Below are 26,810 nucleotides of genomic sequence, written 5' to 3'. Positions count from 1 at the left end.
AGCCGAACTCTACTGACCGGTCGCCTCGCCCCCGCCCGCGGGGAGCCTCCACCGAAACCACCCCCACGACCCCGCCCCTTATTGCACATGGCTTGCACTTGCAATATCTGCCTAATATGGGCCGCCGGGAACGAGAAGGGGTGGTCGCTCAGTGGGCTCACCGGTGGTGCTGGGCATCGAGTCGTCCTGCGACGAGACGGGCGCCGGGCTGGTGCGCGACGGCCGGCTGCTCGGGCAGGCGCTCGCGTCGAGCATGGCCGAGCACACCCGGTTCGGCGGCGTGGTGCCGGAGATCGCCGCCCGCGCGCATGTGCACGCCCTGACCCCCGTCGTCCGCGGCGCCCTGGACGAGGCGGGGCTGCGGGCCGCCGACATCGATGCCGTCGCGGTGACCACCGGCCCGGGGCTGTCCGGCGCGCTCCAGGTGGGGCTGGCCGGTGCCAAGGGGCTGGCGTATGCGCTGGGGGTGCCGCTGTACGGCGTCCACCACCTGGCCGGGCACGTGGCCGCCGACACCCTCGCCCACGGCCCGCTGCCCGACCCCTGTGTGGTGCTGATCGTCTCCGGCGGCCACACCTCGCTGCTGCTCGTCCGCGACCTGGCCCGCGACCGCATCGTGCACCTCGGCGACACCCTGGACGACGCCGCCGGGGAGTGCTTCGACAAGGTCGCCCGGGTCTTCGGGCTGCCGTACCCCGGCGGCCCGGCCATCGACCGGACAGCGCGCGCGGGGGATCCGTGCGCTGTCCCCTTCCCGCGCCCGCTCACCACCGGCCCGCCCGCGGCTCGCTTCGCCTTCTCCTTCTCGGGGCTGAAGACCGCGGCGGCCCGGTGGGCGGAGCGCCATCACGCCGCGGGCCGCCCGCTCCCGGTGGCCGACGGCGCGGCCGCGCTCCAGGAGGCGGTCGCCGACGTCCTGACCCGCAAGGCGGTGGCCGCCTGCACCGAACACGGCGTACGGACGCTGGTCGTGGTGGGCGGGGTGGCCGCCAACTCACGGGTGCGGACGCTGGCCCAGGAGCGCTGCGCGGCCGCCGGACTCACCCTGCGGGTGCCGCCACTGCGGCTGTGCACGGACAACGGCGCCATGATCGCCGCGGTCGGCGACCTCCTCGTCCGGTCGGGCGCCGCACCGGCCCCGCTGGACGTCTCGGTCGATCCGTCCGCGCCGCTGGAGTACGCGGCGCTGCATCCGGTGGGGCGGGGGGTGGCTGCGGTGTGACCCCGGGCGGTCCGTCGGCCGCCCTACCGCCTCACGTCAGCAGCGTGAGCAGGAACTGCCCCGCGAACAGGAACGACGCGCAGAAGCCGACGACCGCCGGCAGCCACTGCCAGATGCCGCGCGGGGCGTCGAAGCACACCAGATGGCCGAGGACGGCGAGCACGCCGGTCAGGGCGCCCAGCCAGAAGGGCAGGCCGTCGTGGTGGGTGTACAGGATGGCGACGGCGGCCAGCAGACCGAGCACCGCCATGATCTGGCCCCTGCCGGGCGCGGGCCGCCGGGTCTCCCCCGTAGCGCTCATGCCGCCGGATGCTACCCGCGCCGGACGGGCCGCGGCCGTTGCCCACGCCGGACGATGCAGGGCGGCCGGCCTCCGTTTCCCGCTCTCCCTCCCCCGCCTCGCGCACCGCTCTGACCAGGCACGATCAGTCGTTCGACGGTAATGACAACGGTCACCGGTGCAGCCTTTGGATCTTTCGCCGAAGTGTTGTTTGCTTCCCACCAGGAGCCAGGTGTCAGCAGCCAGGAAGGAGGCGTCCATGACCCAGCACGCCCACGCCCAGGGGCACGACCACAGCCATGCGCACGGTGTCTCGGCGGACGCCGACCGGCGCTGGCTGCGCGGGGCGCTCTTCCTGCTCACCGGCTATCTGGCGATCGAGGTCGTCATCGGTGTCGTGGCGCAGTCCCTGGCGCTGATCGCGGACGCCGCCCATATGCTCACCGACGCGGTCTCGATCGTGCTCGCCCTGATCGCGATGCGGCTGGCCGCGCGCCCGGCCCGCGGCGGGTACACCTACGGGCTCAAGCGCGCCGAGATCCTCTCCGCGCAGGCCAACGGCATCACCCTGCTGCTGCTGTCGGTCTGGCTGGGGTACGAGGCGGTCCAGCGGCTGATCACGCCGCCCGCGGTGACCGGCGGACTGGTGCTGGTCACCGCGCTGGCCGGGGTCGTGATCAACCTGATCTGCACCTGGATGCTGTCCAAGGCCAACCGCTCCAGCCTGAACGTCGAGGGCGCCTACCAGCACATCCTCACCGACCTGTTCGGGTTCGTCGCCACCGCCGTCTCCGGTCTGATCGTGCTGACGACGGGCTTCCGGCAGGCGGACGCGATCGCCTCGCTGGTGGTCGTGGCGCTGATGCTGCGGGCCGGTACGAGCCTGGTGCGCGAGTCCGGCCGGATCTTCCTGGAGGCCGCACCGGCCGGCGTCGACCCGGACGCGCTGGGCGATCACCTGTGCGCCGCGGACCAGGTCGTCGAGGTGCACGATCTGCACATCTGGCAGATCACGTCCGGCCAGCCGGCGCTGTCCGCGCACATCCTGGTGGAGCCGGGCGGCGACTGCCACAAGGTCCGCCGCAGTCTGCAGGAGCTGCTGAGCGGGGAGTACGGCATCGCGCATGCCACCCTCCAGGTCGATCACGTCGGCGAACAGGGCGCGCCCGACGACGTCCTGACGCTCGGCCCGCGGCCCGGCCCCGCCCCGGAACAGCAGGGCGAACACTGCGCGGACGCCCACGGTCCGGTGCACCGGCCGGGCCCGCACGAGCACTGAGCGAGCGTGGAAGGACCGCTGAAGGAGCGCTGAGGGCCCGGTCGTACGGGCCGCGTGCCCCGGGCGGTGCCCCGCTGCCGCCCCTCACTCGGGTGAACCCGGCCCGGGGAGGGGGCCGCCTGCCGCCGGTGGCGGCGGCCGCGATGCTCCGATGACGGCATGAGAACCGCCGTTGTCTGCGCGCTGCTGTGCGCCGCCACGCTCCTCGGACCGTCCGCCGCCGCCTCGGCCCCGCAGGCACCGCCGCCCGCCGTCTCGGTGTCGGTCGCGGTGACCGAAGGCGTCAACGACACCGAGGCCGGCAAACGGCTCGACTACCGCATCACGGTGCACAACCTGGGGCCCACCGACGTCCACCGGGCCCGCATCGAACAGGAGATGCCGGCCACCACGACCTCCGCCACCGCACCCGGCGCCACCGTCGAAGGACGGGGCACCGGCGAGCAGAAGGTGATCTGGCGCTCCGATCTGCCCGCGCACGACATCCAGGTGTTCACCGCCACCGCCGTGCTCGGCGACCGCACCGACCTCACCACCACCGCGGCCCCCGGCAGCATGCGGGCCGCCGCGACGGTCTGTGTCTACGTCGGCGGATCCTTCGCGCCCACGGCCTGTTCGGGCGATCTCGACGACCTGCCGGAGACGCATCCGGAGAGCGGGGGCGGCGACGGCTGGGTGTGGTGGGCGGTGGGCGCCGTGGCCGTCGCGCTGCTCGCGCCGGGTGTGGTGCGGGCGGTACGGCGGCGGGCCGCGGCCCGGCACTGAGCGCGGGCCGCACACCCGGTCACCCGTTGGCACCGGCCCCGCTCGCGGACGGCCGGGGTTCGCACTTGCCTGGGACCAGGCCGCGGGGCGCGCCGGGTGGCGCTCCCCCGGGCACCGCCGAGCCAGGGGACGCAGACCGGATTGCCGCCAGGAAGGACCGCACCGATGTCAGCGAGCGCACCCGTACGCCCGGGCGGGCGGGTGCCGGCGGGGGAACCGCCATCGCGCGGGCCACGGACGCCCTGGCGGGGCCTGGCCGGCGGGGTGCTGCTGCTGGTGGGGGTGGTGCTGCTGCCGCTGGGGCTGGCCGCCGTCCGGGCGCGCGCCGAACTGACCGAGACCGATGGCTATGTGGCGACGGTGGCGCCGCTGGCCGGGAACGCCGCCGTCCAGGAGGCGGTCGTCGGCGATGTGACCGACGGCGTGATGGCACATGTCCGGCTCGACGGGCTGCTGAAGGCCGTACCCCGCGCCGAACGCCCGGCGGTGCGCCGCCACTTCACCCGCGGCATCCGCGAGTACGTGACCCGGCAGGTACGGCAGGTCGTCACCGGCCGCGGCTTCCCGGCGATGTGGAACGGGGTGCACCGCACCGCCCACCGGACCCTGGACGGCAGTCTGACCGCACCCGGCCGCTCCGCGGTCACGCTCGATCTCACGCCCGTCGTGGAGCGGGTCAGACATCAGCTGTCCCACAACGGCGTGGGGCTCGACCTCGTGCGCCGGGTGCCGCGGGCCGGGGTGCAGATCGTGCTGCTGAAGGCCCCGGACGTGCCGCGGGTCCGGGCGGCCTACGACCTGGTGCACACCGGGGCGCGGCTGCTGCCGCCGGCCGCGGCGCTGTGTCTGGCCGCCGGGCTGGTGCTCGTACGGCGCCGCCGGCGGGCGCTGATCGGGGCCGGGGCGGGCTGTGCGGCGGCCGCCGCGCTGCTGGCCGTGGCGCTGGCGCTGCTCCGCCGCCGCACCCTGGACGCGCTGCCCGCCATGGTCTCCCGGCCCGCCGCGGGCGCCTACGCCGATGCGCTCACCGATCCGCTGCTCACCGGGGTCTGGCTGCTCATCGGCGCGGGCGCCCTGACCGCCGCACTGGCCGCGGGCGGGCCGCCGGCGGCCCGGGCACTGCGCGCCCGGCGGCTCGCCGCCCGTGCCGCCTAGGGCCGGTCCGGTGGATCAGGCCCTACGTGTATTGACCCAGGCTCAGATCGCCAGCACCGTCTTGCCCTGCGCCCGGCCCGTGCGACTGGCCGCCAGGGCTTCCGGCGCCTCCTCCAGGGGGACCTCGCGGCCCACCAGGACCGTCAGCCGGCCCGCGTCGACCTGGCCGGCGAGGATCTCCAGCAGCTGCGGGGAGGGGCGGTTGACGAAGTTGAAGCCGCGGAGGTTGTGGTCGGTCAGCTCGTCCGCGTCGGCCGAGCCGATCAGCGAGACGGCGATGCCCCCGTCGCGTACGGTCCGGGTCAGCTTGCCGAACTCCTCGGGGCCGCCGGTCATGTCGATCAGCACGTCGACGCCGTCCGGATGGGCCGCCAGCACCTGGTCGGCGACCGACCCCGCGGTGTGGTCGACGGTCTCCGCGGCGCCCAGCGTGCGCATCAGCTCCGCCTTGGCCGGGCGCGCGGTGGCGATCACCTCGGCGCCGCGGCCGGCCGCGATCTGGGTGGCGAAGGTGCCGACGCCGCCGGTCGCGCCGACGATCAGCACCCGTCTGCCCTCGCCGATCCGGGTCTCCTCGACCAGGTTGTAGGCGGTCATGCCGGCCGTCGGCAGCGCCGCGGAGGTGGCATAGGTGACGCTGCGGGCGGCGTGGGCGATGCGGTCCTCGTCGGCGAGGGCGAGTTCGCAGTACGAACCGCCGCCCTGCTGCGGCCGCTGGAACTGGCCGAACACCGCGTCGCCGATGGTGAACCGCCGCACCCCGGCGCCGATCGCGAGCACCTCGCCCGCCCCGTCCGTCCCCATGACCAGCGGGAAGGAGACCGGCACGGCATCCCCGAACATCCCGTCGGCGATCTTCCAGTCGATGGGGTTGAGTCCGGCGGCGGCCAGCCGCACCAGGACCTCACCGGGCCCTGGGTCGGGCTGTGGCAGATCCATGAGCTGCGGCTGTTCACCGAATGCGCTGACTGCTACGGCTCTCATGTGGCGTTCCCTTCCACCCTTCCGACCGGTGGCCGAAGTGGATCGTAAGCACGCCGGTGGGGCCGGACGCGGCAGGAGGGGAGGCGGTGCGGCGGAAGCAACTCTTACGGCCCCCCGGGCAGGGGCCGCCTGGCCCCGGGGCCGACGACCGGCGGCGCCGAGGGCCACCCCGCCCGGTCCGGGCGGCCGGTCCGGGGGCACGCCCGCTGCCTGCGCCGAGGCCCGACGGGCCGCCGGGCGGACCCAGCCTGGTGAATTCCCCGGCCCGCGGGGTCGCGGCGACGGAGGTTCCGGCAGCCGGACCCGCCGGCTCGGGTACACATGACGCCATGCGCGTTCTGGTGGTGGAGGACGAGGAGTTCCTCGCGGACATGATCGTCTCGGGGCTGCGCCGTGCGGAGCTCACGGTCGACATCGCCCACAGCAGCCGCGCCGCGCTGGACAGGCTCCGGCGCGACGCCTACGACGTGCTCGTCCTGGACCGCGAGCTGCCCGGTCTGCACGGCGACGAGGTCTTCCGGTACGTGGTGGAACAGGGGCTGGCGACCCGGGTGTTGCAGCTCACCGCGGCCGGTCCCTCGCCCGGCCCCGACGGGCTCCAGGGCCCCGGCGCCGACGACCGGCTGACCAAGCCCTTCACGTACGAGGCCCTGCGAGACCGGGTGCTGGCGCTGGGCCGGCGCGCCCGCTCCGACCGGCCGCCGGTGATCGAGCGGGCCGGAGTCCGCGTCGACACCGGGCGCCGGCTGGCCCTCCGCGACGGCCGGCCGCTGGCGCTGTCCCGCAACGAATTCGGCGTGCTGGAGGTGCTGCTGCGCGCCCAGGGCACGGTGGTCAGCGGCGACGAGCTGATCGAGGAGGTGTGGGAGGAGCACCCCAGCTACCGCACCAACGCCGTACGGGTCACGCTCGGCACCCTGCGCGCCAAGCTCGGCGACCCGCCGGTGATCGAGGCCGTACCGGGCGCCGGATACCGGATGGGCGACGGAGCGGAGCCGGGCGGCGGAGGGGCGGCGGCGGATGCCCGCAGATGAGCCGGTGCCCCGCCCCCGCTGACGGCCCGGCGCCCTCCCCACCCGATTGCGCGCATGACGAGTCGGGACCCGGCCCCCGGGATTCAATGGCGCAATGATCCGGTTCGACTCCGTCACCAAGCGCTACCCCGACGGGACCACGGCCGTTGACGGCCTCTCCTTCGAGGTCGCCGAGGGTGAACTGGTGACGCTGGTCGGGCCGTCCGGCTGCGGCAAGACGACGACCATGATGATGGTCAACCGGCTGATCGACCCCACCCACGGCCGGATCAGCGTCGACGGTGCCGACATCGCCGGCGTCGACCCGGTCCAGCTGCGCCGCCGGATGGGCTACGTCATCCAGCAGACCGGTCTCTTCCCGCATCGCACCGTCCTCGACAACACCGCCACGGTGCCCGTTCTGACCGGCTGGAAGAAGGCCAAGGCACGCGAGCGGGCCGCCGAACTCCTGGAGCTGGTCGGCCTGGACCCCGGCGTCTACGGCTCGCGCTACCCCGAGCAGCTCTCCGGCGGCCAGCGCCAGCGGGTCGGGGTGGCCCGTGCGCTCGCCGCCGACCCGCCGGTGCTGCTGATGGACGAGCCGTTCGGCGCGGTCGACCCGGTCGTCCGCGACCGGCTGCAGAAGGAGTTCCTGCGGCTCCAGGCGACCATGCACAAGACCGTGCTGCTGGTCACCCATGACATCGAGGAGGCCATCCGGCTCGGCGACCGGATCGCGGTCTACGGCGCGGGCCGGATCGAGCAGTACGACACCCCCGCCAGCGTCCTCGGCGCCCCCGCCACCCCCTACGTCGCCGAATTCGTCGGCACCGACCGTGCGTTGAAGCAGCTCTCGGTCACCGCCATCGACCGCGCCGACCTCGAACGTCCGCCGTTCGCCCGGCTCGGCGAACCTGCCACGGAGGCCATGACCCGGTTGCGGACGGAGGGCGCCCGCTGGGCGGTGGTGCTCGACGAGGAGGGTGAACTGCACGGCTGGGTGGGCACGGAGGAGCTGGTGGGCGCGGCCGGCACGGTCGCCGGTCACGCCCGCCGGATGGAGGCCTGGGTGCCGGTGACCGGCACCCTCAAGGACGCGTTCAGCGAGATGCTCCAGCACGACGCCGGCTGGATCGCGGTCCTGGACGGCCACCGCTTCCTGGGCGTCCTCACCCCGACCACGCTCCATGAGGCGCTGCGCCGCACCATCGGCAGGGGCGAGCGAGGGGTCCCGCGGGAGCGGGACGAGGTGGATTCGGTGCCTACGCAATGAGCGCGGCGCGAGCCATGGGGAGGGGCTGGGGAAGGACCGGGCGTTTCACGTGAAACGTGCCGCGCCATACCCGCCCTGCCGTGCTGTGCCGTGCCGTGTCACCGCCCCCGACGACCGCCCCCATCAGCCCTTCGGCAACAACCCCTTGGACTCAAGGTAGTTGCGGGCCACATCCGCCGGCAGCCGCCGCCAGCTGTCCACCTGCTCGTTGAGGTGCGCCAGATCGGCGGTGGTGAGGACCTTGCTGAGGCGGTTGAGCGCGGCGGCTGCACGGGCGCTGCCCGCGCGGGACCGGTTGACGACCGGGAGAACGTAGTCGGCGTTCTGCAGCTTCTTGTCGTCGGTGAGCAGCACCAGACCGAACTGGTCGAGGGTGGCATCGGTGCTGGTGGTCAGCACCATCTGGTCCTGCCCGTTCTGGACTGCCTGCTTGGCGGGCGTGGTGCCGACGCCCTTCGGGTCGATGGCGGCGATGTTGATCCCGTACGTCTTCTTCAGCCCCGGCGCACAGAACGGCCGCTGGACGCACTCGTCGCCCGCCGCAAGACGCACCGGCAGTTTGGACCGTCCCAGGTCGCTCAGGGTCTTGAGGTGGTGCTTGCGGGCGTAGGCGGCGCTCACCGCGAAGGCGTTCTGGTCGACGGCCCGGCCGGGCGAGAGCGCCGTCAGACCACGGGCGCCGGCGAGCCGGCGCAGCGCGGCCATGGTGACGCCGAGGTCGGGCGAGGCGACCGGGGCCGCCTTGGAGCCCTTGTTCTTGGCGTTGAGCCAGTCCGCGAAGGTCGCGGCGTACTCGGGGACGACATCGATCTGCCCGGCCTCCAGGGCGGGTTCGTACAGCTCACGGTTGCCGACGGTCACGAGATGGGTGCGGTAGCCGGCGTGGTTGAGCAGGGCCGCGTACATCTGCGCGAGCAGCTCGCTCTCGGTGAAGCCGGCCGAGCCGATGGCCAGGTCATGGCTGTCGCCGGGGGAGGCGGTGATCGCGGACCGGGTCTCCAGGGAGGGCCCGCTGGTGCAGGCCGCGAGACCGAAGGCGGTGAGGACCGCGAGGGCCGTCGCGGCGGCCCTCACCGGGCCCGCCCCCGCACCCACCCCGGCGCGCACCGCTGCACCAGCTCGAAGGCCGCCTCCATCAGCAGGGCGAACACCGCCACCAGCACCGCGCCGGCGACCACCTGCGGGGTGCTGGCCAGGTTGAACCCCGCGGTGATGATCCGGCCCAGCCCACCGCCGCCGACCAGCGCGGCGAGCGTCGCCGTGGCCACCAGCTGGACCGCGGCGATCCGGATGCCGGTCAGGACGAGGGGAAAGGCGAGCGGCACCTCGACCCGCCGGACCAGCTGCAGGCCGGTCATCCCCATGCCGCGCGCGGCCCGCACCACGTTCTGGTCCACCTCTCGCATCCCGACGTACGCATTGGTGAGCAGCGGCGGAATGGCGAACAGCACCAGCGCGATGATCGTCGGCCATTGACCGTACCGTCCGAGCGGGGTGAGCAGCAGCAGGACCAGGACGGCGAAGGTCGGCACCGCTCGGCCGACGTTGGCCAGGTTGACGGCCAGCGCGCCGCCGCGCCCGAGGTGACCGAGGGTCAGCGCCACCGGCAGCGCGATCAGGGCGCTGATGACCAGGCAGGCGAAGGTGAGCACCAGGTGCTGTTCGAGGCGGTGCCAGACGCCGTTCTCGCCGGACCAGTGGGCGGCGGTGGTCAGCCAGGCCCAGACCGCAGCGAGGGTGTTCATGTCCGCCGCCCGACGGCCGCGGCCGGCCGGGCGCCTCCCGCGGTGGCCCGGGTCCGCACCCGCCCCCGCCGGCTCGCCCGGCGCCACGGCGTGAGCAGCCGTTCCGCACCGAGCAGCAGCAGATCCAGGACGACCGCGATGAGCACACAGAGCACGGACGCGGTGAGCACCTGCGCCTTGAAGAAGGAATTCATGCCGGCGTAGATGAGGTTGCCCAGCCCGCCGTACCCGACGATCGCGCCGACCGTGGTGAGCGCGACCGCGGAGACCGTGGCGATCCGCAGCCCGGCCATCGCGGCCGGCACGGCCAGCGGCAGCTCCACGGTCAGCAGTTGGCGCATCGGCCCGTAGCCCATCCCGCGGGCGGCTTCCCTGGCCTCGGCGGGGACGCCGTCCAGCCCCGCCAGGATGTTCCGGACCAGCAGCGTCAGGGAGTACAGGGCGAGTCCGACCACGACGAGGGTGGCGGACAGCCCGTAGACCGGCAGCAGCAGCGAGAACATCGCCAGCGACGGGATCGTGTAGAGGACCGTGGTGATGCCGAGCACCGGCCCGGCCGTCCAGCGCCGGCGCCGGGCCAGCAGCGCCAGCGGGACCGCGAGCACCAGCCCGAGCGCCACCGAGACCACCGTCAGCTGGAGATGCTGGGCGACCGCGTCGAGCAGGATCTGCCGACGGGTACTCAGATAGTCGCCGCAGATCCAGTCGTTTCGGGCCAGGCAGTCGTCCGGAGGCGGTGCGGTCACGGTACGAGTCCACCCCGGCGGGCGCGGAGTGTCGCGGCGGACGCGTCCGATCGGGGTGGCCGCGGACGACCGCCGCCGCCCGGCGCGCAGCCCGTCCCCCTTGCCTCCTCACCTCGCGTACACACCCCACGTATACATCGAGTGTGTACTGCCTATGTATAGTCGCCTGCGAGTCCCTTCGACCGCCGTGAGCGCGGGTCGGCGCGGCGCGGCCCTGCCCGTACGCGTCGGCTTCGCCCTGCCCGGAACGCAGGTCACGGGCTCGTCGGCCGCCGTCCGCACCCGAGGAGAGACCCGCATGCCGAAGCAGAATTCCGCGGCCCGCCGCACGTCCATAGCCGGGCTGCTGACGGCCACGTCCCTGGTCCTGGCCCTCAGCAGCTGCGCCTCCTACGACGTCACCGCCCCGGCCGACGCCCGCGCCGAGGCGCCGGCGGCCGATGTGAAAGCGAAGGACGCCCGGCTCGCCGCGGCCAGGGACGACGCGAAGCACCAAAACGGCGCGAAGAGCGGCCGGAAGACCACGAGCACGCGCGGCGACGAGGTCGACTGCCGCAAGGCCAAGTGCGTCGCCCTCACCTTCGACGCCGGCCCCAGCGAGAACACCAACCACCTGCTGGACATCCTCAAGCGGGAGAAGGTCCATGCCACGTTCTTCATGCTCGGCAAGAACCACATCGAAAAGCGCCCCGCCGAGGTGAAGCGGATCGACGCCGAGGGCCATGAGCTGGCCAACCACACCTGGTCGCACCAGATCCTCACCGACATCAAGCCCGAAACGGCCTGGCGCGAGATCTCCCGCGTCCAGGACGCGGTCCGCAAGCTCACCGGCAAGTCGCCCCGGCTGATGCGCCCGCCGCAGGGCAGGACCGACGAGGACGTCTCCAAGATCAGCAAGGAACTCGGTGTGGCCCAGGTCCTGTGGAGCGTGACCGCCAAGGACTACGAGACCAACGACTCGGCCCTGATCACCAAGCGGGTGCTGGAACAGACCGAGCGCGACGGCATCATCCTGCTGCACGACATCTACCGCGGGACCGTGCCGGCTGTCCCCGGCATCCTCAAGGAGCTGAAGAAGCGCGGCTACACGGTGGTCACGGTCTCCCAGCTGCTCTCCCCGGCGAAGCCGCAGCCGGGGATGGTCTACCGGCCGTAGTGCACGGCAGGGGGCAGGCGTCGCGAGGCCCGCCCCGCCGCGTATGACCGGCGCGGATAAGCCCTCGCCGGTCACTTCGTCCCGGCCCCGGCCGCGCCGGTCCGCCCCACCGGCCTTCTGTCGCGCAGCCGGTGGGCCACCGGAGCCCGCCCGGCCACCGGTGACCACCCCGCCCCGTGACCCTGTTGCGCACGCGCCATGAGGTCGCTCCCTGGTGTGCGACACGGGCAGTGCGCCCCGGTGGGAAGCGCGGGTACCCGCGGCAGGGGCGGTCATGCGGCGGCCACCACACACAGCAGGGGCGCCGGAATGACTCCGGCGCCCCTGCTCAGGTCCCTGCGCTGCGCAGGTGCTCAGCACACCCGCGGCCTGTGGCTCACCCCCGCGGGCGCTCCGCCTCCACCCGCCGGCGTCCCTTGTCGTCGGTCGGGGCCGGTGACTTGGACGGCCCGGTCTGCGGACCCGCGGCACCGCCCTTGCCCGCCGCCGGCTTGCGCGGCGGGGAGACGGCCTGGGTGTCCTGCGGGAACGTCAGCTGCTGGCTCTGCCACTCCAGGGCCGGTACGACCTCGCGCCGCCAGGTCGTGAACTGGTGGCTGCCCTGCGGCAGGATGATCGAGTCGACCGTCATCGGCGACTTGGCCGCACGGAGGAAGTTCATCGTGGCGCCGTAATCCGCCTCGCCCTTGCGGCTGCTGGCCACCAGCGCGGAGATCTGCGGGGCGGGCAGGTGCTTCATCCGCCACAGCAGATCGTGCTCGCGCTCGCGCTTGGCACCCTCCGGCCCCGGGCCGAAGAGGCTGCCGGTGGTCAGGTCGTCCTTGATCGCGTAGTCACCCGAGAGCGAGACCGCCGAGGTGTAGACCTTCGGGTTGCGCATCGCCAGCTGGAGCGAGCAGGTACCGCCGGACGAGTACCCGAACGCGCCCCAGGCGCTGGGGTCGTGGCCCACCCGGTAGGTCGCCTTCATGGCGTCCGGCAGGTCCTTGGTGAAGAAGGTCTCGGCCTGCGGCCCGCCCGGCACATCCACACACTCGGTGTCCCGCGGCGGCGCGATGGTCGGCCGGACCATCACGATCACCGTCGGCTGCATCCGGCCCTGCGAAATCAGCTTGCCCGCGTTCTGCGGCACCTGGAGGTGCTGGGCGAGGTTCATGATGCCGCCGGGGTAGCCACTGATGACGACCATGACGGGGAACCGCTGACGGCGGTACTGCTGCTGGAAGTACTGCGGCGGCAGATAGACGAAGCCGGGGTTGATGGCCCGCGTGCGGCGGCCGATGATCCGTACGGACTCGACCTTGCCCACCTGGTTCGCGGGGCCCTTGGGCAGTCCGGACACGCGGTCGAGGCCCTGCGGACCTGCGGGCTGGATCAGCCCGCCCTTCATGTTGCCGACCGAGGCGTACTGACCGCCGCCCTGGCTCACGGACACCGGGGCCTTGTCATTGTTGCCCAGCAGCTCGTCCCAGTTGCCGTAGAACTCGAAGTTCGTGTTCACGGCGAGGGCGAGCGCGCACACGATCGACAGCTGGGTGACCGCGATGGCTCCGAGTCTGCCCAGGACGGGGCCCACCCCGCGCCGCGACAACCGGGGCCAGAGCCACACCGTGGCGGCCACACTCGCCACCGCCAGCACGATCACCGTGTACTCGAGCGACTGACTGGTCAGCCCCATGCGCCCACATCTCCCGTCACCCGCGAAAGGGTTCTTGCCTTCTTCCGGCCGCCTTAGGCACAACGTGCGGCTCAGGACAATGGTCACCGGAGAAGATGGGCACACCTGCGCATCGGATACCTGAACGACCCAGTTCTTACCTCGCTCTTGCCACATCGTTTCCGCGGCGTGATGTGGGACGAGGAACGACGGCGCCCGCGACGGCGGAGCGGGTGAGCCGCGCGCAGGGTGCGAGGACAACGAAGAGCCCAGGTCAGCGGGTGGTTCGGGGCCGTGGCACGGACGCGGAGGCCCGGGCGCCCACGGACCGGGCGACCGTTCCCGCCCCCACAAATCCCGCCACTTCACACTTGGCCGAATCAACTCCCCTTCCCCCTACGGCCCTTGGCGACACCTGCCCGTCCATCGTGGCACCAAGGCGCAGTTGGTCCGCATGACACCCCATATGCGAACACCTCAGGATCCGGGGTACTTCGAGCGACGCCCGTGCACCGTGATGAACGGCGGAGGAACAATTCGGGGCAGGCCAAGACGGCCCCTCAGGACCGCCGAAAGGCTCGTCCGGCCGGCCGGGCAACCTCGTACGCAGGGCGAACGCGGCGACGGCGCACTGGCCGAAACCAGTCGCCCCCGCAACACCCCCGGATGGCCCACCACACAAGGCGCGGGGTCCCACGACGGGGCCGGTCCCGGCCGCTACCCTTACGTATCCGTCCTGGTCAGGGACATGTCCGTGCTTCACGGACAAACGCCGCACCCACCACACGCAAGAGAGGTTCGCCGATGGGCATTCGGAGTCTGCTGCGCAACGCTTTCGGTCGCTCCAAGGCGACCCGCGAAGAAACCGGCGCGGCCCCGAGCGGCGCCGCCAAACCGGAGTCCGCGACCATCCCCGAGGCCCGCGAGGAGTCCACCCCGGCTCCTGCCACCCCGGCCCCGGAGGCCGAGGTCCCGGCCGCCCGGACGGCCCCCACGGAGTCCCCGGCCACCGACCCGGCTCCGGCGACACCGACGCTGCCGGCCCAGGGCACCCGGCCCGATGTGGCGGAGCGCGCGGCGGAGACGTCCGCGGCACGGGAGGAGTCCGCCGTACGGGACGCGGCCGAGGCGCAGGACCGGGCCGAGGTGCGGGACGAGCCTGCGGCGGAGCCCGTCGCGACGGCCGAGCCGGCTGCCGCAGAGCCGGTCGAAGCCGCCGACGCTTCCTCCGACTCCTCCTCGGACACCGTCGCCGATCTCGTGAGCCAGGCCTTCGACAACCCGGCGCCGGCGGCGGCCGCCGAGCCGACCGCCGACAGCGCCGACACCGACGACACCGCCGCACCGACGGCGGAGGCGGAGGCTGCGGAGGAAGAAGAGGCGGAGGCGGAGCCGGAGCCCGTGGCAGCGGCTGCCGAGCCGGAGCCCGTCGCAGCGGCCGCCGAGCCCGAGCCCACGACCGCGCCCGAGACGAAGGGCGTCACCGAGACTGAGCCCGAGCCCGCGGCAACGGCCGTCGCAGAGCCGGAGCCCGAGCCCGAGGCAAAGGCTGAAACCGCCCCCGCCCCCGCCCCCGCCCCCGAGGCCGAGGCGAAGCCCGACCCCGAGGCCAAGCCCACCCCCGTAGCCGCCACGGCGACCGACCCGAAGGCCGCCGGCACGACGGCCCCCACCACACCCCCCGCTCTCGACAGCCTCGTCAAGTCCGCGGCCGCCGTCCTGGACAAGCACGGCCTCGCCACCCAGCGCGCCGTCGTCTACCTGGTCCTCGACCGCTCCGGCTCGATGCGCAACTACTACAAGGACGGCACCGTCCAGAACCTCGCCGAGCAGGCCCTCGGCCTCTCCGCCCGGCTCGACGACGCCGCCACCGTCCCCGTCATCTTCTTCTCCACCGACATCGACGGCACCGCCGACCTCGACCTCACGCACTACGAGGGGCGCATCGCGGAGCTGCACGCCGGCCTCGGGCACATGGGCCGTACGAACTACCACTGGGCCATCAACGCCGTGGTCGAGCACTACAAGAAGTCCGGTTCCACCGCGCCGGCGTTCGTCATCTTCCAGACGGACGGCGCCCCGACCTCCAAGCCGGCCGCCGAGAAGGCGCTCTGCGAGGCGGCCGGGCTCCCCATCTTCTGGCAGTTCCTCGGCTTCGGTGACCCGGACGCCAAGGGCTTCGACTTCCTCCGCAAGCTCGACGACCTGACCGTCCCGGAGCGGCGGGCCGTCGACAACGCCGGCTTCTTCCACGCCGGCCGCGACCCCCGCAGCCTCTCCCACGACGAGCTCTACCAGCAGCTCATGGTCGAGTTCCCCGAGTGGCTCGCCGAGGCCCGCAGCGCCGGCATCCTCAAGGACAGCTGACCTCCGCGCTCCGCTCACGACGCCTCACCGGCCGCGGCCGGGCCCCATCGGCCCGGCCGCGGCCGCTGTCATGAGCCCGCCGCCCTCGCCCTCCCCGGCTCCGCGGCCGCACGAGAGGCGAGCCCCCGCCCCGCTACCTACGCTGAATGGGTGACAAGCCCCGGGTGATCCGGTTGCTCCGGTGTGGGCGGCGAGGTGGTCGGGGTGGCCCTACAGCCGAGCGAGGCCGGTCGTGATGAGTGACGCGAGCCAAGAGGGAGCCGCCGCCGCTGCTCCCGGGCCCAGTACTCCCAGCTGGGCGGTGCCGACATCGCCCGATCCGCGGCGCTGGTGGGGGCTGGTGGTGATCGCGATTGCGCAGCTCATGGTGGTGCTGGACGCGACGATCGTGAACATCGCGCTGCCGTCGGCCCAGCGGGACCTGGGGATATCGGACGCGAACCGGCAGTGGGTGATCACGGCGTACACGCTCGCGTTCGGCGGGCTGCTGCTGCTCGGCGGGCGGATCGCCGATCTGGTGGGGCGGAAGCGGACGTTCATGATCGGCCTGGTCGGGTTCGCGGTCGCGTCCGGGCTGGGCGGTGCGGCCACCGGCGCCGGGCTGCTGTTCGGGGCGCGGGCGCTGCAGGGCGCCTTCGCGGCGCTGCTGGCGCCGTCCGCACTGTCGCTGCTGACCACGACGTTCACCATCGGGAAGGAACGCAGCAAGGCCTTCGGTATCTACGGGGCCATCGCGGGCGGCGGCGCGGCCATCGGGCTGATGGCCGGCGGGCTGCTGACCGAGTACCTGACCTGGCGCTGGTGCCTGTATGTGAACGTGCCGGTCGCGGTGATCGCCTTTGCCGGCGCTGCCGTGTTCCTGCGCGACAAGCCCGAGCGGGACCGCGTCCACCTGGACGTTCCTGGTGTGCTGCTGGGCTGCGGCGGCCTGGTCGCGATCGTCTACGCATGCAGCGAGGCGCAGCCGCGGGGCTGGGGTGACGGGCTGGTCGTCGGGCTGCTGGCCGGCGGCGTGCTGCTGCTGAGCGTCTTCGCCTGGTGGCAGACCCGGGCCCGCCATCCCCTGTTGCCCTTGCACATCGTGCAAAACCGGAATCGCGGGGGCGCCTTCCTGACCATGGGGCTGGCGGTCATCGCGCTGTTCGGGATGTTCCTGTTCATGACGTACTACCTGCAGACCGTGCTCGGGTACTCCCCGGTGAAGACCGGGCTGGCCTTCCTGCCGATGGTGGCGGCGATCGTCGTCGGTTCGACGCAGATCTCGGCGCGGCTGCTGCATCGCATCCCGCCGCGGTTCCTGATGGTCCCGGGCGCGCTGCTGGCCGCCGTGGGGCTCTTCACGCTGAGGTTCCTGACGGCCGCGCCCGCCTATGTCTCGCATGTGCTGCCGGCCATGCTTCTCGTCGGTCTCGGCATGGGCCTGACCTTCATGCCGGTGATGGCGACGGCCACCTCCGGGGTGGCGCCGCACGACTCCGGTGTCACCTCCGCGACGGTCAACACCGCGCAGCAGGTGGGCGGTTCGATCGGGACGGCGCTGCTGAACACCATCGCGACCTCGACGAGTGCGACCTTCATCGCGAGCCGGCTGGCGGCCGCGGCCCGGCAGACCACCGGCCCGGGGCTCACCCCGGCGGTGCGCGACGGGATCGTGAAGAGCGGAGTGGTGCACGGGTTCACCGTGGCCATCGGAGTGGGTTCGGCCATCATGCTGCTGGCCGCCCTCGTCGCCGGGCTGATGGTCAACGGCCGGGCCCCGAAGCAGGGCCCGATGCCGGCGGCGGACAGCGCGGAGTCGGCGGACGCGGCGGTGTGAGGGCGGGGCGGCAGCGGAGGGCGGGAGCCCGTCGGACGGCGTGACTGCCCGCTGAGCGCCGGCCGCGGCGCGGCGCCGGCGAAGGCTCATCGGCCCCGCAAAAGCCCGCGCGGGCACCCCCACCCCGTCCAGTACGATATTGACGTTCCGTAAAGCAAATCCTCACTCACCGTAGCGACTTGGGAGCAGCCGGCAATGGCTCGACACCTCATCACCAGCGCCCTTCCGTATATCAACGGGATCAAGCACCTGGGCAACATGGTGGGGTCCATGCTCCCGGCCGATGTGTACTCCCGCTATATGCGGCAGCGCGGGCACGACGTGCTCTACATCTGCGCGACGGACGAGCACGGCACCCCCGCCGAGCTGGCGGCGAAGGACGCGGGCCAGTCGGTCGACGCCTTCTGTGCCGAGCAGCACGACAAGCAGAAGGCGATCTACGAGGGCTTCGGGCTCGACTTCGACTACTTCGGCCGGAGCTCCTCCCGGGAGAACGTCGAGCTGACGCAGCACTTCGCGCGCAAGCTCCACGAGAACGGCTTCATCGAGGAGCGGGCGATCCGCCAGGTCTTCTCGGTCACCGACGACCGCTTCCTGCCGGACCGCTACATCGTCGGCACCTGCCCGCACTGCGGCTACGACAAGGCGCGCGGCGACCAGTGCGAGAACTGCACCCGGGTACTCGACCCGACCGATCTGATCGACGCCCGCTCCGCGATCAGCGGCAGCGGCGAGCTGGAGGTGCGGGAGACCAAGCACCTCTTCCTGCTCCAGTCGAAGCTGCAGCACGAGGTCGAGGGCTGGCTGGACGGCAACGGCAGCAAGGAGTGGCCGACGCTGGCCTCGTCCATCGCGCACAAGTGGCTGACCGAGGGCCTTCAGGACCGGGCGATCACCCGTGACCTGGACTGGGGCGTTCCGGTGCCGGCCGATGTGTGGCCGGAGCTGGCGGCCGAGGGCAAGGTCTTCTACGTGTGGTTCGACGCGCCGATCGAGTACATCGGGGCGACGAAGGAGTGGGCGGACGCCGTCTCCGACGACAGCCGCGACTGGAAGTCGTGGTGGTACGAGGCCGACGACGTCCGGTACACGGAGTTCATGGCCAAGGACAATGTGCCGTTCCACTCCGTGATGTTCCCGGCGACGCAGCTGGGCACCCGCGAGCCGTGGAAGAAGGTCGACTTCCTCAAGGCCTTCAACTGGCTGAACTACTACGGCGGGAAGTTCTCCACCTCCCAGCGGCGCGGCATCTTCACCGACGCGGCCCTGGAGCTGCTGCCGGCCGACTACTGGCGCTACTTCCTGATCGCCAACGCCCCGGAGTCCGACGACACCTCCTTCACCTGGGAGCTGTTCTCGTCGTCGGTCAACAAGGACCTGGCGGACACCCTCGGCAACTTCGTCAACCGTGTGCTGTCGTTCTCGCGGAAGCGGTTCGGCGACGAGGTGCCCGCGGGCGCCGAGGCCGGGGCCGCCGAGCAGAAGCTGGGCGCGGAGATCGCCGGGCTGCTGGCGGAGTACGAGGGCCACATGGACGCCCTCCAGTTCCGCAAGGCCTCGGCCTCGCTGCGCGCCCTGTGGAGCGCGGGCAACTCCTACCTGGAGGAGAAGGCCCCGTGGCTGGAGATCAAGACGGACAAGGACGCGGCGGCGCTGACGCTGCGGACGGCGATGAACCTGATCCATCTGTACGCGGTGGTCTCCGAGCCGTTCATTCCGGCCTCGGCCAAGGCGATGCGGGGCGCGTTCGCCCTGGAGAACGACACCGCGGTGTGGGTCTCCCCGCAGGAGGCCCAGGCACTGGCCGCGGTGCCGGCCGGGACGCCCTTCACCGTTCCGCCGGTGCTCTTCGCGAAGATCACCGAGGAGGACCTGGAGTCCTACCGCGCGCGCTTCGGCGGCGCGGAGCAGTAAGCCTCCCCGCACCCGAGCACCTGCGCCCGTCCGGCCCCTGTGGCCGGGCGGGCGCCTGCATGTACGGCCCCGGACGGCCCGCGGGCCCGCCCCGGCTCACGGCCGGGTCGGCGGGGACACATACGCGCTCAGCGGCTCCAGGCCCGGCACCCGCCGCAGCGGCACCGGCCGCCAGCCACGGGCGTAGGCGGGCGGCTTGTCACCGGTGCGCACCAGGACGGCGGCCGGGCGGTGCGCCCCCAGCCGGGCCAGTGCGCCGGGGGTGATGCCGGCGTCATGGCCGTACGGCTGACGGGACGCGCAGCCCACCTGATACGCCACCCGTACCGCCTCCTCGCCGCTGACCACACACGGCGGCCGGACCCCGGACGCGCGCAGCATCCCGGCGATCCGGCCGATACCGGTCTGCGCCCGCGCGGTGCTCTGCACCATCTTGTGCACGATCACCAGCTGTACCGCCTCATGGCCGAGCAGCACGAGGACGAGGGCGGCCACCGCCCAGGCGTGGCCGCGGCGCGGCAACCGGGTCAGCCAGTACAGGAACCAGGCGGCCGGCATCAGCAGCAGGGCGTAGGAAGGCAGCAGAAAGCGGGGCGCGGCGTAGTCCACCGTCAGGAGGTAGGGGGCGGCGAGGCAGAGGCCGGCCAGCGCCGCCATGACGAGCGGGGCCGGTCCGTACCGGTGCACGGGGCCGGCGGAGTCGCGCAGCCGCACCCCGGCCCACGCCGGACGGCAGCGGTAGAGCGCCTCGGCCGAACCGGAGCCGTCGGCCGGAACGGTGGGTCCCCGGAGTCCGGCCGGCGGGACGGGGGCCAGCCCGAGCGGGTGCCGGTCGTCGCGGCGGGCGGGCGGCCACACCGGCCCGTATCCGAGCAGCGCGCCGCCGGAATCGCGGGCGCGCAGCGCCACCCAGACGGCTCCGATGACCGCCAGCGGCAGCACGAACCACCACACCGCCGCCACCGGGTGGTCCCACGCCAGATGGCAGGGGCGGCAGAGCGTCTTGCCCTGGAGCGCCCGGGCATGGTCGTCGAAGGACAGATGCCAGCCGAGGCCGCCCTGGATCCGCGCGGCCTGCCGCAGCCGGGCGAGCAGCCCGCCGTAGGTCAGATATGCCTCCGCGACCCACTCGGCGCACCCCAGGGCCAGACCGCCCACCAGCCCCAGCAGCACGGCGGGGCGCCGCCATGTCGGTACGCACAGCGCCGCGGCGAACAGCGGCACGACCAGCCACACGGCGTCGGTGGGGCGCATCAGCGCGGCCAGCGCCACCGCGGCGGCCATCCCCACCGCCGCGCCCCGCCCGGCACGGGGCGCCAGTTGACGGGACGGCTTCCGTACGGCCCGCAGGAAGCAGCCGGTGGCGGCGAGCGCAGCATAGGCGACCCACAGGTTGGGCATCGCCTGCGGCCCGTAGAAGAGCGTGACCCACAGACCGGCGAAGAGCGCACCGCCCAGGGCCGGTACGGGGGCGGGCAGCAGGCGCCGCCAGACACACAGGCTGAGCAGCAGCCCGGCGCCGGAGAGCACCGCCAGATAGCAGTGCAGCACGGGCGCCGAGGTCGTCAGGGCGGCGGCCGGGGCGAGCAGGAAGGAGACCCCCCGGGCCCGCGGGGCGCTGAAGAACGCGGCCGGCCGGTGGGGGTCGACCTGGCTGACGTAGACCGCCTCGTCCCATCCCAGGCCGGGGGTGGCGAGGGCCGAGTAGAGCAGGCAGGCGGTGAAGACGACGGCGACGGCGGCGAGCCACCACAGGTCACGGGCCGGGCCGGAGCGCACCGCACGGGCCCTCGGCTCCAGGCCGGACATCGCGGAGAGGAGGCTGGCTTGCTGCATGGGCACCAGACTGCGGGCGGCGCCGGGGCCCGGCCACACGGGTGGAGCGGTCGGGGCACCTGGGGGGAGCGGTCGGGGCACCCGGACGGCGCCGGGTCGGGGCACCTGGCCCGACCCGCAGGAACGCCCGTACCGTCCGTTGTCGCACCGTCCGTTGCCGCCCGCCCGGACGCACAACGGGGCCTGGAACGGGCGAGGGGCGGCGTTTCACGTGAAACGCCGCCCCTGAGCCTGCCGGGGTCTCTGCCCCGGGTCGTGCCTACTTCACCTGCGGCTTGCGGATCGAGAGGTGCAGCTCCTTGAGGCGCGCCTCCTCGACCTCGCTCGGAGCGCCCATGAGCAGGTCCTGGGCGTTGCCGTTGAGCGGGAAGGCGATGGTCTCGCGGATGTTGGGCTCGTCGGCCAGCAGCATCACGATGCGGTCGACGCCGGGGGCGATGCCACCGTGCGGCGGGGCGCCGAACTTGAAGGCGCGGAGCATGCCGCCGAACTCGGCCTCGACGGTCTCCTTGTCGTAACCGGCGATCGAGAAGGCCTTGTACATGACCTCGGGCTCGTGGTTACGGATCGCGCCGGAGGACAGCTCGGTGCCGTTGCAGACGATGTCGTACTGCCAGGCCAGGATGTCCAGCGGGTCCTTGGTCTCCAGCGCCTCCAGGCCGCCCTGCGGCATGGAGAAGGGGTTGTGCGAGAACTCGATCTTGCCGGTGTCCTCGTCCTTCTCGAACATCGGGAAGTCGACGATCCAGCAGAAGCGGAACTCGCCCTCGACGAAGTGGCCGGCGCGCTTGGCGGCCTCGACCCGGACCGCGCCCATGATCTTGGAGACCTCGTCGAACTCACCGGCGCCGAAGAAGACGGCGTGGCCGGGCCGCAGATCCAGGGCGGAGACCAGCGCCTTGATGTCGTCCTCGGTGAGGAACTTGGCGATCGGACCGGTCAGCGCGTTTTCGTCGCCGACCCGGACCCAGGCCAGGCCCTTGGCGCCCTGCTGGACGGCGAAGTCGCCCAGCTGGTCGAAGAACTTGCGCGGCTGGTCGCCGGTGTCCGGCACGGCCAGGGCGCGGACGTGCTTGCCGGCGAAGGCCTTGAAGCCGGAGCCCTCGAAGACGTCGGAGACATCCACCAGCTCCAGCTCGGCGCGCAGGTCCGGCTTGTCGGAGCCGTACTTGAGCATCGCCTCGCGGAACGGGATGCGCGGGAAGGGCGAGGTGACCGTGCGGCCGTTGCCGAACTCGGTGAACAGCTCGGTCATCAGCTGCTCGACGGGCTGGAAGACGTCTTCCTGCTCGACGAAGCTCATCTCGACATCGAGCTGGTAGAACTCGCCCGGCGAGCGGTCCGCACGGGCGTCCTCGTCGCGGAAGCAGGGCGCGATCTGGAAGTAGCGGTCGAAGCCGGCGATCATCAGCAGCTGCTTGAACTGCTGGGGGGCCTGCGGCAGCGCATAGAACTTGCCGGCGTGCAGGCGGGAGGGGACCAGGAAGTCGCGGGCGCCCTCGGGGGACGTCGCGGACAGGATCGGGGTCGCCATCTCGTTGAAGCCGAGGGCCACCATCTTGTGACGGATGGCGGAGATGACGGCGGTGCGCAGCATGATGTTGCGGTGCATCCGCTCGCGGCGCAGGTCGAGGAAGCGGTACTCCAGGCGGCGCTCTTCGTTGACGCCGTCGTCCGCGTTGATCGTGAAGGGGATCTGCTCGGCGGCCCCGAGGACCTCGACCTCGGAGACCTCGATCTCGATCTCGCCCGTCGGCAGCTCGGGGTTGATGTTGTCGGCGCCGCGCGCGCTGACCTTGCCGTCGATCCGGACGACGGTCTCCTTGGTCAGGGAGCCGAGGGCCTCGTTGGCCGGGGTGCCGGGGCGGGCGACGAGCTGGACCAGACCGTAGTGGTCGCGCAGATCGATGAAGAGGATGCCGCCCAGGTCACGTCGATTGTGCAGCCAGCCGCTGAGGCGGACGTCGGTGTCGACGTCCGCGGCTCGGAGCTCGCCGCAGTTGTGGGACCGGTACCGATGCATCGCTCATCCAAGTCGTCGCGAGGTCGAGGTGAGGAGTTGGGAGAGGGAGAGGAAAAGGAGTACGGGCGCGGATGCCCGGTCGCTCTCCCCGTGGATCACCCGAAAGGCCACCCCAGGATTGACATAACCGCTCCAGGTTACCGTCCCGGTCCGCGCGGCTTGGTTGACATATACGCATCAGCGCCACGCGGCCCGGGAGCGGGCGCCCCGACTGGGACGATGGTCACGTCCAGCTCACTGGTCGGGCCGCGCCAAACGCCCATAAAGTGAGGCAATGCGCACCGAGGATCTCCTGGCCGCCATCGCGACCGGCCTGTGGCGCTGGGACAACGCATCGGGACGGGTGACCCTCGACGCCGAAGCTGCCCGGCTGCTGGGGCTGCCCCCCGCCCCTGTGGAGTTGTCCGAGGCCGCGGCACGTTCGCGTTTCCATCCCGTCGACTTCGCCGAGATCAACGGGGTCGTGCAGCTCGCGGTCGCCGAGGAGACGCTGGCCGAGGCCCGGCTGCGCATCGTCGACGAGCGCGGGCGGGTGCAGCGCATCGTCCGCTCCCGCTCCCGTCCCCGGGTCGTCGACGGCGGCTTCGAGCTGGTCGGCACCCTCCAGGAGGTGCCGGAGCCGCAGCCCGGGACCTCGGCCGCGCACACGCCGATCACCGGCGACTGGCGGCGTTCCCGCGAGGCGTTCCTGCTGGACGCGGGCCGGGCGCTGGCCGAGGCCCGGTCCACCGCCGAGGTGCTGCGGGTCGCGGCGGGGCTGTCCATGCCCGGGTTCATGCCGGACGGGCTGGCGGTCTTCGGCATCGAGGGCGACCGGCTGTCGGTCATCGGCCACCACGGCCCCCACGGCGACGAGGAACGGCCGTCCGCCGGCACGGCGCTGGCCGACGACCATCCGGCCGCCGAGGTCGTCCGCACCGGCCGGGCCCTCTATCTGCCCACCCCCGAGGAGTACAGCCGCCGTTACCCCACCGCCTGGCCGGTGGCCGCGCCCTTCCGGCGTACGTCCTGGGCGTTCGTGCCCCTGGTGAACGCGGGCCGGACGATCGGCGCCTGGATGGCGGCGTTCACCCAGCCGGTGGCCTTCACGCCCGATGAGCGCTCGGTGCTGACCACCGTCGCCCGGATGCTGGCCCAGGCGCTGGCCCGGGCCGGGATGCAGGAGGAGCAGCAGGAGCTGGCGCTGGGACTGCAGCGCAGCATGATGCCGACGGTGCAGCCGGACATCCCCGGGATGACGGTCGCGGCGCGCTATGTCCCCACCGGCGGCGGGCTGGAGGTCGGCGGCGACTGGTACGACATGATCCCGCTGCCATCCGGCCGTCTCGCGCTGGTCATCGGGGACGTCCAGGGGCATGACGTACGGGCCGCGGGCCTGATGGGACAGCTGCGGATCGCGCTGCGGGCCTACGCCTCCGAGGGGCACCACCCCGATGCGGTGCTCTCCCGTGCCTCCCGGTTCCTGGCCGGGATCAACACGACCGAGCTCGGTGGCCACGGCGAGGACCAGCGCTTTGCGACCTGCCTCTACATCGAGGTGGATCCGGCGACGGGGCTGCTGGACATCGCCCGGGCCGGGCACCCCGACCCGGCGATCCTGCTGGATGACGGCACGGTGCTGGTCCGGCCCACCGCGGGCGGGCTGCCGCTGGGCATCGTCCCGGACGCCGACTACCCCACCACCCGGCTCGTCCTGGAGCCCGGCGAGACGATGATGGTGTGCACCGACGGGCTGATCGAGACCGGCGGCCATGATCTGGACACCGGCTGGGCGCGGCTGCGCGACACCATAGAGGCGCATGAGCCCGGTGAGATCGACGAGAGCCTGGAGCGGCTCGCCGACGCCCTGGTCCAGGCCGTGCACGGACCGCCCTCCCACCACACCACCGGACCGCTGGTGGACCGCCGGGAGGACGACATCGCCGTCCTCCTGCTGCGCCGCGACGGCGCCGGCTGCGGGATCGGCACCGGCGCACTGCCGGCCCGGCCCGTCCGACGCACCGTGCTCACCGTCGCGCAGGCCGAGCCGGAGCGCATAGCCGAGGCACGCCGCCAGGTCCGTGCGGTGCTGCACGACTGGGCCGATCCGGACCAGGTGGACTCGGCGGTGCTGATGGTCTCCGAGGTGGTCACCAATGTGCTGCTGCACACCGACGGGGACGCCCTGCTGGTCGCCGAGATCAGCGGTGAGCGCGGTGCCCGGCGCGTCCGCGTCGATGTCGCCGACAGCAGCGACGAATTGCCGCACCGCCGTAGCCCCGGCGAGCTGGCGTCGTCGGGCCGCGGTCTGGTGCTGCTGGAACTGCTCGCCGGGGCCTGGGGCGTGGATCCGCGTGGGGACGGCAAGTCGACGTGGTTCGAGCTCTACGAGGACGCCGGCGAGGCGGCCGGACCGCTGTCGCCGGAGTCCGAGCCCGCGGCGTAGTGCACCCGTAGCTCGTGGAGCACGCCGGAGACGGCGGCGACCAGGGGTACGGACAGCAGCATGCCGAGGATCCCGGCGACGCCGGCGCCCGCGGTGATCGCCAGCAGCACGGTCGCCGGGTGCATCTGGACGGTACGGCTCTGGATCATCGGCTGCAGCACATGCCCCTCCAGGATCTGTACGGCCAGCACGACGCCCAGCGCCCACAGCGCGATCACGAAGCCGCGGTCGGCCAGCGCCACCAGGACCGCCACGGCGCCCGAGATGAAGGCACCGAGGTAGGGGATATAGGCGCCGACGAAGACCAGTGCGCCCAGGCCGACGGCGCCCGGCACCCTGAGGATCAGCAGTCCGACGGTGATGCAGAGGGCATCGATCAGCGCGATGAAGGTGGTGCCGCGCATGAAGCCCTCGATGCCCTGGAAGCCCCGGCGGGCCATCCGCTCCAGCTGCGGCCCGGAGCTGCCCGGCGCCCAGTCGTTCAGCGCGCGTACGGCCTTGTCGGAGTCGCGCAGGAAGAAGAAGGTCAGCAGCAGGGCCAGGACCGACGCGGCGAGGAACTGGCCGACGACGCTGACGCCCGCCAGCAGCCCGGAGGCCGCACTGCCGCCGAACTTGGTGATCAGCTGCTTGGACCGGGAGGCGAGGTCGTCGAGCGACGTACCTGCCGCGCCGAAGTGCTCCGAGAGGCTCTTCGCCGCGCTCCTGAGCGAGGCGATGATCTGGTCCCCGGTGTCGACCAGCGCGCTGACCACGATGTATCCGGCGCCGCCGACCACCACGACGAGCACGGCACAGGTCAGCCCGGCCGCCAGGGAACGGTTGAGCCGCATCGCCACCAGCCGCCGGTAGAGCGGCCCGAGCAGCCCACTGCCCAGCAGCGCCAGCAGGAGGGGGGTGACCGCCGTGCTCAGTTCGACGCACAGCCACACTCCCAGGGCCACCACGGTCGCGATCAGCAGCGTCACCACGCACCAGGCCGCGGCGCGGCGCGCCTCGACAGGAAGCAACGGCTCCGAGGGGCACGGCCGTTCACGCTCGGCGCCGGGCCGGTTTTCGTCCGAGTCGTTTCGCACCCGGACAGTCCACCACGAAGGCCCAGGTACGGGCCCCGAAACGGGCCGGGGCGGCGTTTCACGTGAAACGCCGCCCCG

The 26,810-nt window shown here is 72.6% G+C and carries 20 protein-coding genes; 11 read left to right on the top strand and 9 right to left on the bottom strand.

Features of this window, described 5'->3' with window-relative positions; translation table 11 throughout:
• Positions 1-151 precede the first annotated feature (151 nt).
• A complete protein-coding gene (tsaD, locus tag CPH93_RS17520) occupies positions 152-1,222 on the top strand; it encodes a tRNA (adenosine(37)-N6)-threonylcarbamoyltransferase complex transferase subunit TsaD (protein ID WP_096213397.1) in 1,071 nt (356 codons plus the stop codon).
• Positions 1,223-1,253: 31 nt separating this feature from the next.
• Here tsaD and CPH93_RS17515 read toward each other — a convergent pair whose 3' ends face one another.
• Positions 1,254-1,523: a hypothetical protein gene (locus CPH93_RS17515; RefSeq protein WP_040898888.1), complete on the bottom strand. Its 270-nt coding sequence runs from the start codon at positions 1,521-1,523 to the stop codon at positions 1,254-1,256.
• A 238-nt stretch (positions 1,524-1,761) separates the two neighbouring features.
• Here CPH93_RS17515 and CPH93_RS17510 point away from each other — a divergent pair, with 238 nt between their 5' ends.
• The 3 genes from CPH93_RS17510 to CPH93_RS17500 all read left to right on the top strand — a co-directional run bounded on the left by CPH93_RS17510 (position 1,762) and on the right by CPH93_RS17500 (position 4,701).
• Entirely contained in the window at positions 1,762-2,781 is a 1,020-nt protein-coding gene (locus CPH93_RS17510) for a cation diffusion facilitator family transporter (RefSeq protein WP_093484077.1), read from the top strand.
• 159 nt (positions 2,782-2,940) lie between these two features.
• Positions 2,941-3,546 (top strand): DUF11 domain-containing protein, encoded by a 606-nt coding sequence (locus tag CPH93_RS17505; RefSeq protein WP_096213396.1) that lies wholly within the window; start codon positions 2,941-2,943, stop codon positions 3,544-3,546.
• Positions 3,547-3,711: 165 nt separating this feature from the next.
• Positions 3,712-4,701, top strand: coding sequence for a hypothetical protein (locus CPH93_RS17500; RefSeq protein WP_093484079.1), 990 nt, complete (start codon positions 3,712-3,714; stop codon positions 4,699-4,701).
• A 42-nt stretch (positions 4,702-4,743) separates the two neighbouring features.
• On the opposite strand, the gene CPH93_RS17495 is transcribed toward CPH93_RS17500, so the two are convergent.
• The gene (locus CPH93_RS17495) at positions 4,744-5,685 is read right to left on the bottom strand and encodes an NADP-dependent oxidoreductase (RefSeq protein ID WP_231976872.1); all 942 of its coding nucleotides are present in this window, start codon (positions 5,683-5,685) and stop codon (positions 4,744-4,746) included.
• Positions 5,686-6,014: 329 nt separating this feature from the next.
• Between CPH93_RS17495 and CPH93_RS17490 the strand changes: the two genes are divergently transcribed.
• Positions 6,015-6,719, top strand: coding sequence for a response regulator transcription factor (locus CPH93_RS17490; RefSeq protein WP_093484081.1), 705 nt, complete (start codon positions 6,015-6,017; stop codon positions 6,717-6,719).
• A gap of 94 nt (positions 6,720-6,813) precedes the next feature.
• The gene (locus CPH93_RS17485) at positions 6,814-7,971 is read left to right on the top strand and encodes a betaine/proline/choline family ABC transporter ATP-binding protein (RefSeq protein ID WP_093484082.1); all 1,158 of its coding nucleotides are present in this window, start codon (positions 6,814-6,816) and stop codon (positions 7,969-7,971) included.
• 123 nt (positions 7,972-8,094) lie between these two features.
• On the opposite strand, the gene CPH93_RS17480 is transcribed toward CPH93_RS17485, so the two are convergent.
• From CPH93_RS17480 to CPH93_RS17470, 3 genes are read right to left on the bottom strand one after another with little or no spacing between them, the layout of a single operon-like run.
• Positions 8,095-9,045, bottom strand: a complete 951-nt coding sequence (locus CPH93_RS17480; RefSeq protein WP_231976871.1) for an ABC transporter substrate-binding protein — start codon at positions 9,043-9,045, stop codon at positions 8,095-8,097.
• Positions 9,042-9,716 carry an ABC transporter permease gene (locus CPH93_RS17475; RefSeq protein ID WP_093488883.1) on the bottom strand — a complete coding sequence of 225 codons (675 nt, stop codon included), beginning with the start codon at positions 9,714-9,716 and terminating at the stop codon, positions 9,042-9,044. The genes CPH93_RS17480 and CPH93_RS17475 overlap by 4 nt, the downstream gene beginning before the upstream one ends.
• Positions 9,713-10,462: an ABC transporter permease gene (locus CPH93_RS17470; protein ID WP_096213395.1), complete on the bottom strand. Its 750-nt coding sequence runs from the start codon at positions 10,460-10,462 to the stop codon at positions 9,713-9,715. Before CPH93_RS17470 ends, CPH93_RS17475 begins: the two co-directional genes overlap by 4 nt.
• A 298-nt stretch (positions 10,463-10,760) precedes the next feature.
• Here CPH93_RS17470 and CPH93_RS17465 point away from each other — a divergent pair, with 298 nt between their 5' ends.
• Positions 10,761-11,618 carry a polysaccharide deacetylase family protein gene (locus CPH93_RS17465; RefSeq protein WP_096213394.1) on the top strand — a complete coding sequence of 286 codons (858 nt, stop codon included), beginning with the start codon at positions 10,761-10,763 and terminating at the stop codon, positions 11,616-11,618.
• A gap of 376 nt (positions 11,619-11,994) precedes the next feature.
• On the opposite strand, the gene CPH93_RS17460 is transcribed toward CPH93_RS17465, so the two are convergent.
• On the bottom strand, positions 11,995-13,296 hold the full coding sequence (locus CPH93_RS17460) for an alpha/beta hydrolase (protein ID WP_096213393.1): 1,302 nt from the start codon (positions 13,294-13,296) through the stop codon (positions 11,995-11,997).
• A gap of 783 nt (positions 13,297-14,079) precedes the next feature.
• Here CPH93_RS17460 and CPH93_RS17455 point away from each other — a divergent pair.
• From CPH93_RS17455 to metG, 3 genes are all read left to right on the top strand, one after another.
• The gene (locus CPH93_RS17455) at positions 14,080-15,642 is read left to right on the top strand and encodes a vWA domain-containing protein (RefSeq protein WP_096213392.1); all 1,563 of its coding nucleotides are present in this window, start codon (positions 14,080-14,082) and stop codon (positions 15,640-15,642) included.
• Between the two features lie 235 nt (positions 15,643-15,877).
• On the top strand, positions 15,878-17,458 hold the full coding sequence (locus CPH93_RS17450; protein WP_231977395.1) for an MFS transporter: 1,581 nt from the start codon (positions 15,878-15,880) through the stop codon (positions 17,456-17,458).
• A gap of 195 nt (positions 17,459-17,653) precedes the next feature.
• Positions 17,654-19,372 (top strand): methionine--tRNA ligase, encoded by a 1,719-nt coding sequence (gene metG / locus CPH93_RS17445; RefSeq protein WP_093484089.1) that lies wholly within the window; start codon positions 17,654-17,656, stop codon positions 19,370-19,372.
• A gap of 96 nt (positions 19,373-19,468) precedes the next feature.
• On the opposite strand, the gene CPH93_RS17440 is transcribed toward metG, so the two are convergent.
• On the bottom strand, positions 19,469-21,208 hold the full coding sequence (locus tag CPH93_RS17440; protein ID WP_159395016.1) for a hypothetical protein: 1,740 nt from the start codon (positions 21,206-21,208) through the stop codon (positions 19,469-19,471).
• A gap of 259 nt (positions 21,209-21,467) precedes the next feature.
• Positions 21,468-23,231 carry an aspartate--tRNA ligase gene (aspS, locus tag CPH93_RS17435; protein ID WP_096213389.1) on the bottom strand — a complete coding sequence of 588 codons (1,764 nt, stop codon included), beginning with the start codon at positions 23,229-23,231 and terminating at the stop codon, positions 21,468-21,470.
• 274 nt (positions 23,232-23,505) lie between these two features.
• Here aspS and CPH93_RS17430 point away from each other — a divergent pair, with 274 nt between their 5' ends.
• Complete coding sequence (locus CPH93_RS17430; protein ID WP_096213388.1) at positions 23,506-25,656, top strand: ATP-binding SpoIIE family protein phosphatase; 2,151 nt, start codon at positions 23,506-23,508, stop codon at positions 25,654-25,656.
• On the opposite strand, the gene CPH93_RS17425 is transcribed toward CPH93_RS17430, so the two are convergent.
• On the bottom strand, positions 25,596-26,732 hold the full coding sequence (locus CPH93_RS17425) for an AI-2E family transporter (RefSeq protein ID WP_096213387.1): 1,137 nt from the start codon (positions 26,730-26,732) through the stop codon (positions 25,596-25,598). The genes CPH93_RS17430 and CPH93_RS17425 overlap by 61 nt on opposite strands.
• Positions 26,733-26,810: the final 78 nt, after the last annotated feature.

This window comes from Streptomyces sp. 2323.1, assembly GCF_900221035.1.
Classification (GTDB): domain Bacteria; phylum Actinomycetota; class Actinomycetes; order Streptomycetales; family Streptomycetaceae; genus Streptomyces; species Streptomyces sioyaensis.
The sequence above is the reverse complement of the archived record's forward strand: the minus strand, read 5'-3'. Positions and strand labels throughout refer to the sequence as shown.

Bases quoted from the DNA above. Each gene is read 5' to 3' on its own strand.
- CPH93_RS17485 (WP_093484082.1), top strand. From the start codon at position 6,814: ATGATCCGGTTCGACTCCGTCACCAAGCGCTACCCCGACGGGACCACG.
- CPH93_RS17500 (WP_093484079.1), top strand. From the start codon at position 3,712: ATGTCAGCGAGCGCACCCGTACGCCCGGGCGGGCGGGTGCCGGCGGGG.
- metG (WP_093484089.1), top strand. From the start codon at position 17,654: ATGGCTCGACACCTCATCACCAGCGCCCTTCCGTATATCAACGGGATC.
- CPH93_RS17430 (WP_096213388.1), top strand. From the start codon at position 23,506: ATGCGCACCGAGGATCTCCTGGCCGCCATCGCGACCGGCCTGTGGCGC.
- CPH93_RS17515 (WP_040898888.1), bottom strand. From the start codon at position 1,523: ATGAGCGCTACGGGGGAGACCCGGCGGCCCGCGCCCGGCAGGGGCCAG.
- aspS (WP_096213389.1), bottom strand. From the start codon at position 23,231: ATGCATCGGTACCGGTCCCACAACTGCGGCGAGCTCCGAGCCGCGGAC.
- CPH93_RS17450 (WP_231977395.1), top strand. From the start codon at position 15,878: ATGAGTGACGCGAGCCAAGAGGGAGCCGCCGCCGCTGCTCCCGGGCCC.
- CPH93_RS17460 (WP_096213393.1), bottom strand. From the start codon at position 13,296: ATGGGGCTGACCAGTCAGTCGCTCGAGTACACGGTGATCGTGCTGGCG.
- CPH93_RS17510 (WP_093484077.1), top strand. From the start codon at position 1,762: ATGACCCAGCACGCCCACGCCCAGGGGCACGACCACAGCCATGCGCAC.
- CPH93_RS17455 (WP_096213392.1), top strand. From the start codon at position 14,080: ATGGGCATTCGGAGTCTGCTGCGCAACGCTTTCGGTCGCTCCAAGGCG.
- CPH93_RS17505 (WP_096213396.1), top strand. From the start codon at position 2,941: ATGAGAACCGCCGTTGTCTGCGCGCTGCTGTGCGCCGCCACGCTCCTC.
- CPH93_RS17465 (WP_096213394.1), top strand. From the start codon at position 10,761: ATGCCGAAGCAGAATTCCGCGGCCCGCCGCACGTCCATAGCCGGGCTG.
- CPH93_RS17490 (WP_093484081.1), top strand. From the start codon at position 6,015: ATGCGCGTTCTGGTGGTGGAGGACGAGGAGTTCCTCGCGGACATGATC.
- CPH93_RS17440 (WP_159395016.1), bottom strand. From the start codon at position 21,208: ATGCAGCAAGCCAGCCTCCTCTCCGCGATGTCCGGCCTGGAGCCGAGG.
- CPH93_RS17495 (WP_231976872.1), bottom strand. From the start codon at position 5,685: ATGAGAGCCGTAGCAGTCAGCGCATTCGGTGAACAGCCGCAGCTCATG.
- CPH93_RS17475 (WP_093488883.1), bottom strand. From the start codon at position 9,716: ATGAACACCCTCGCTGCGGTCTGGGCCTGGCTGACCACCGCCGCCCAC.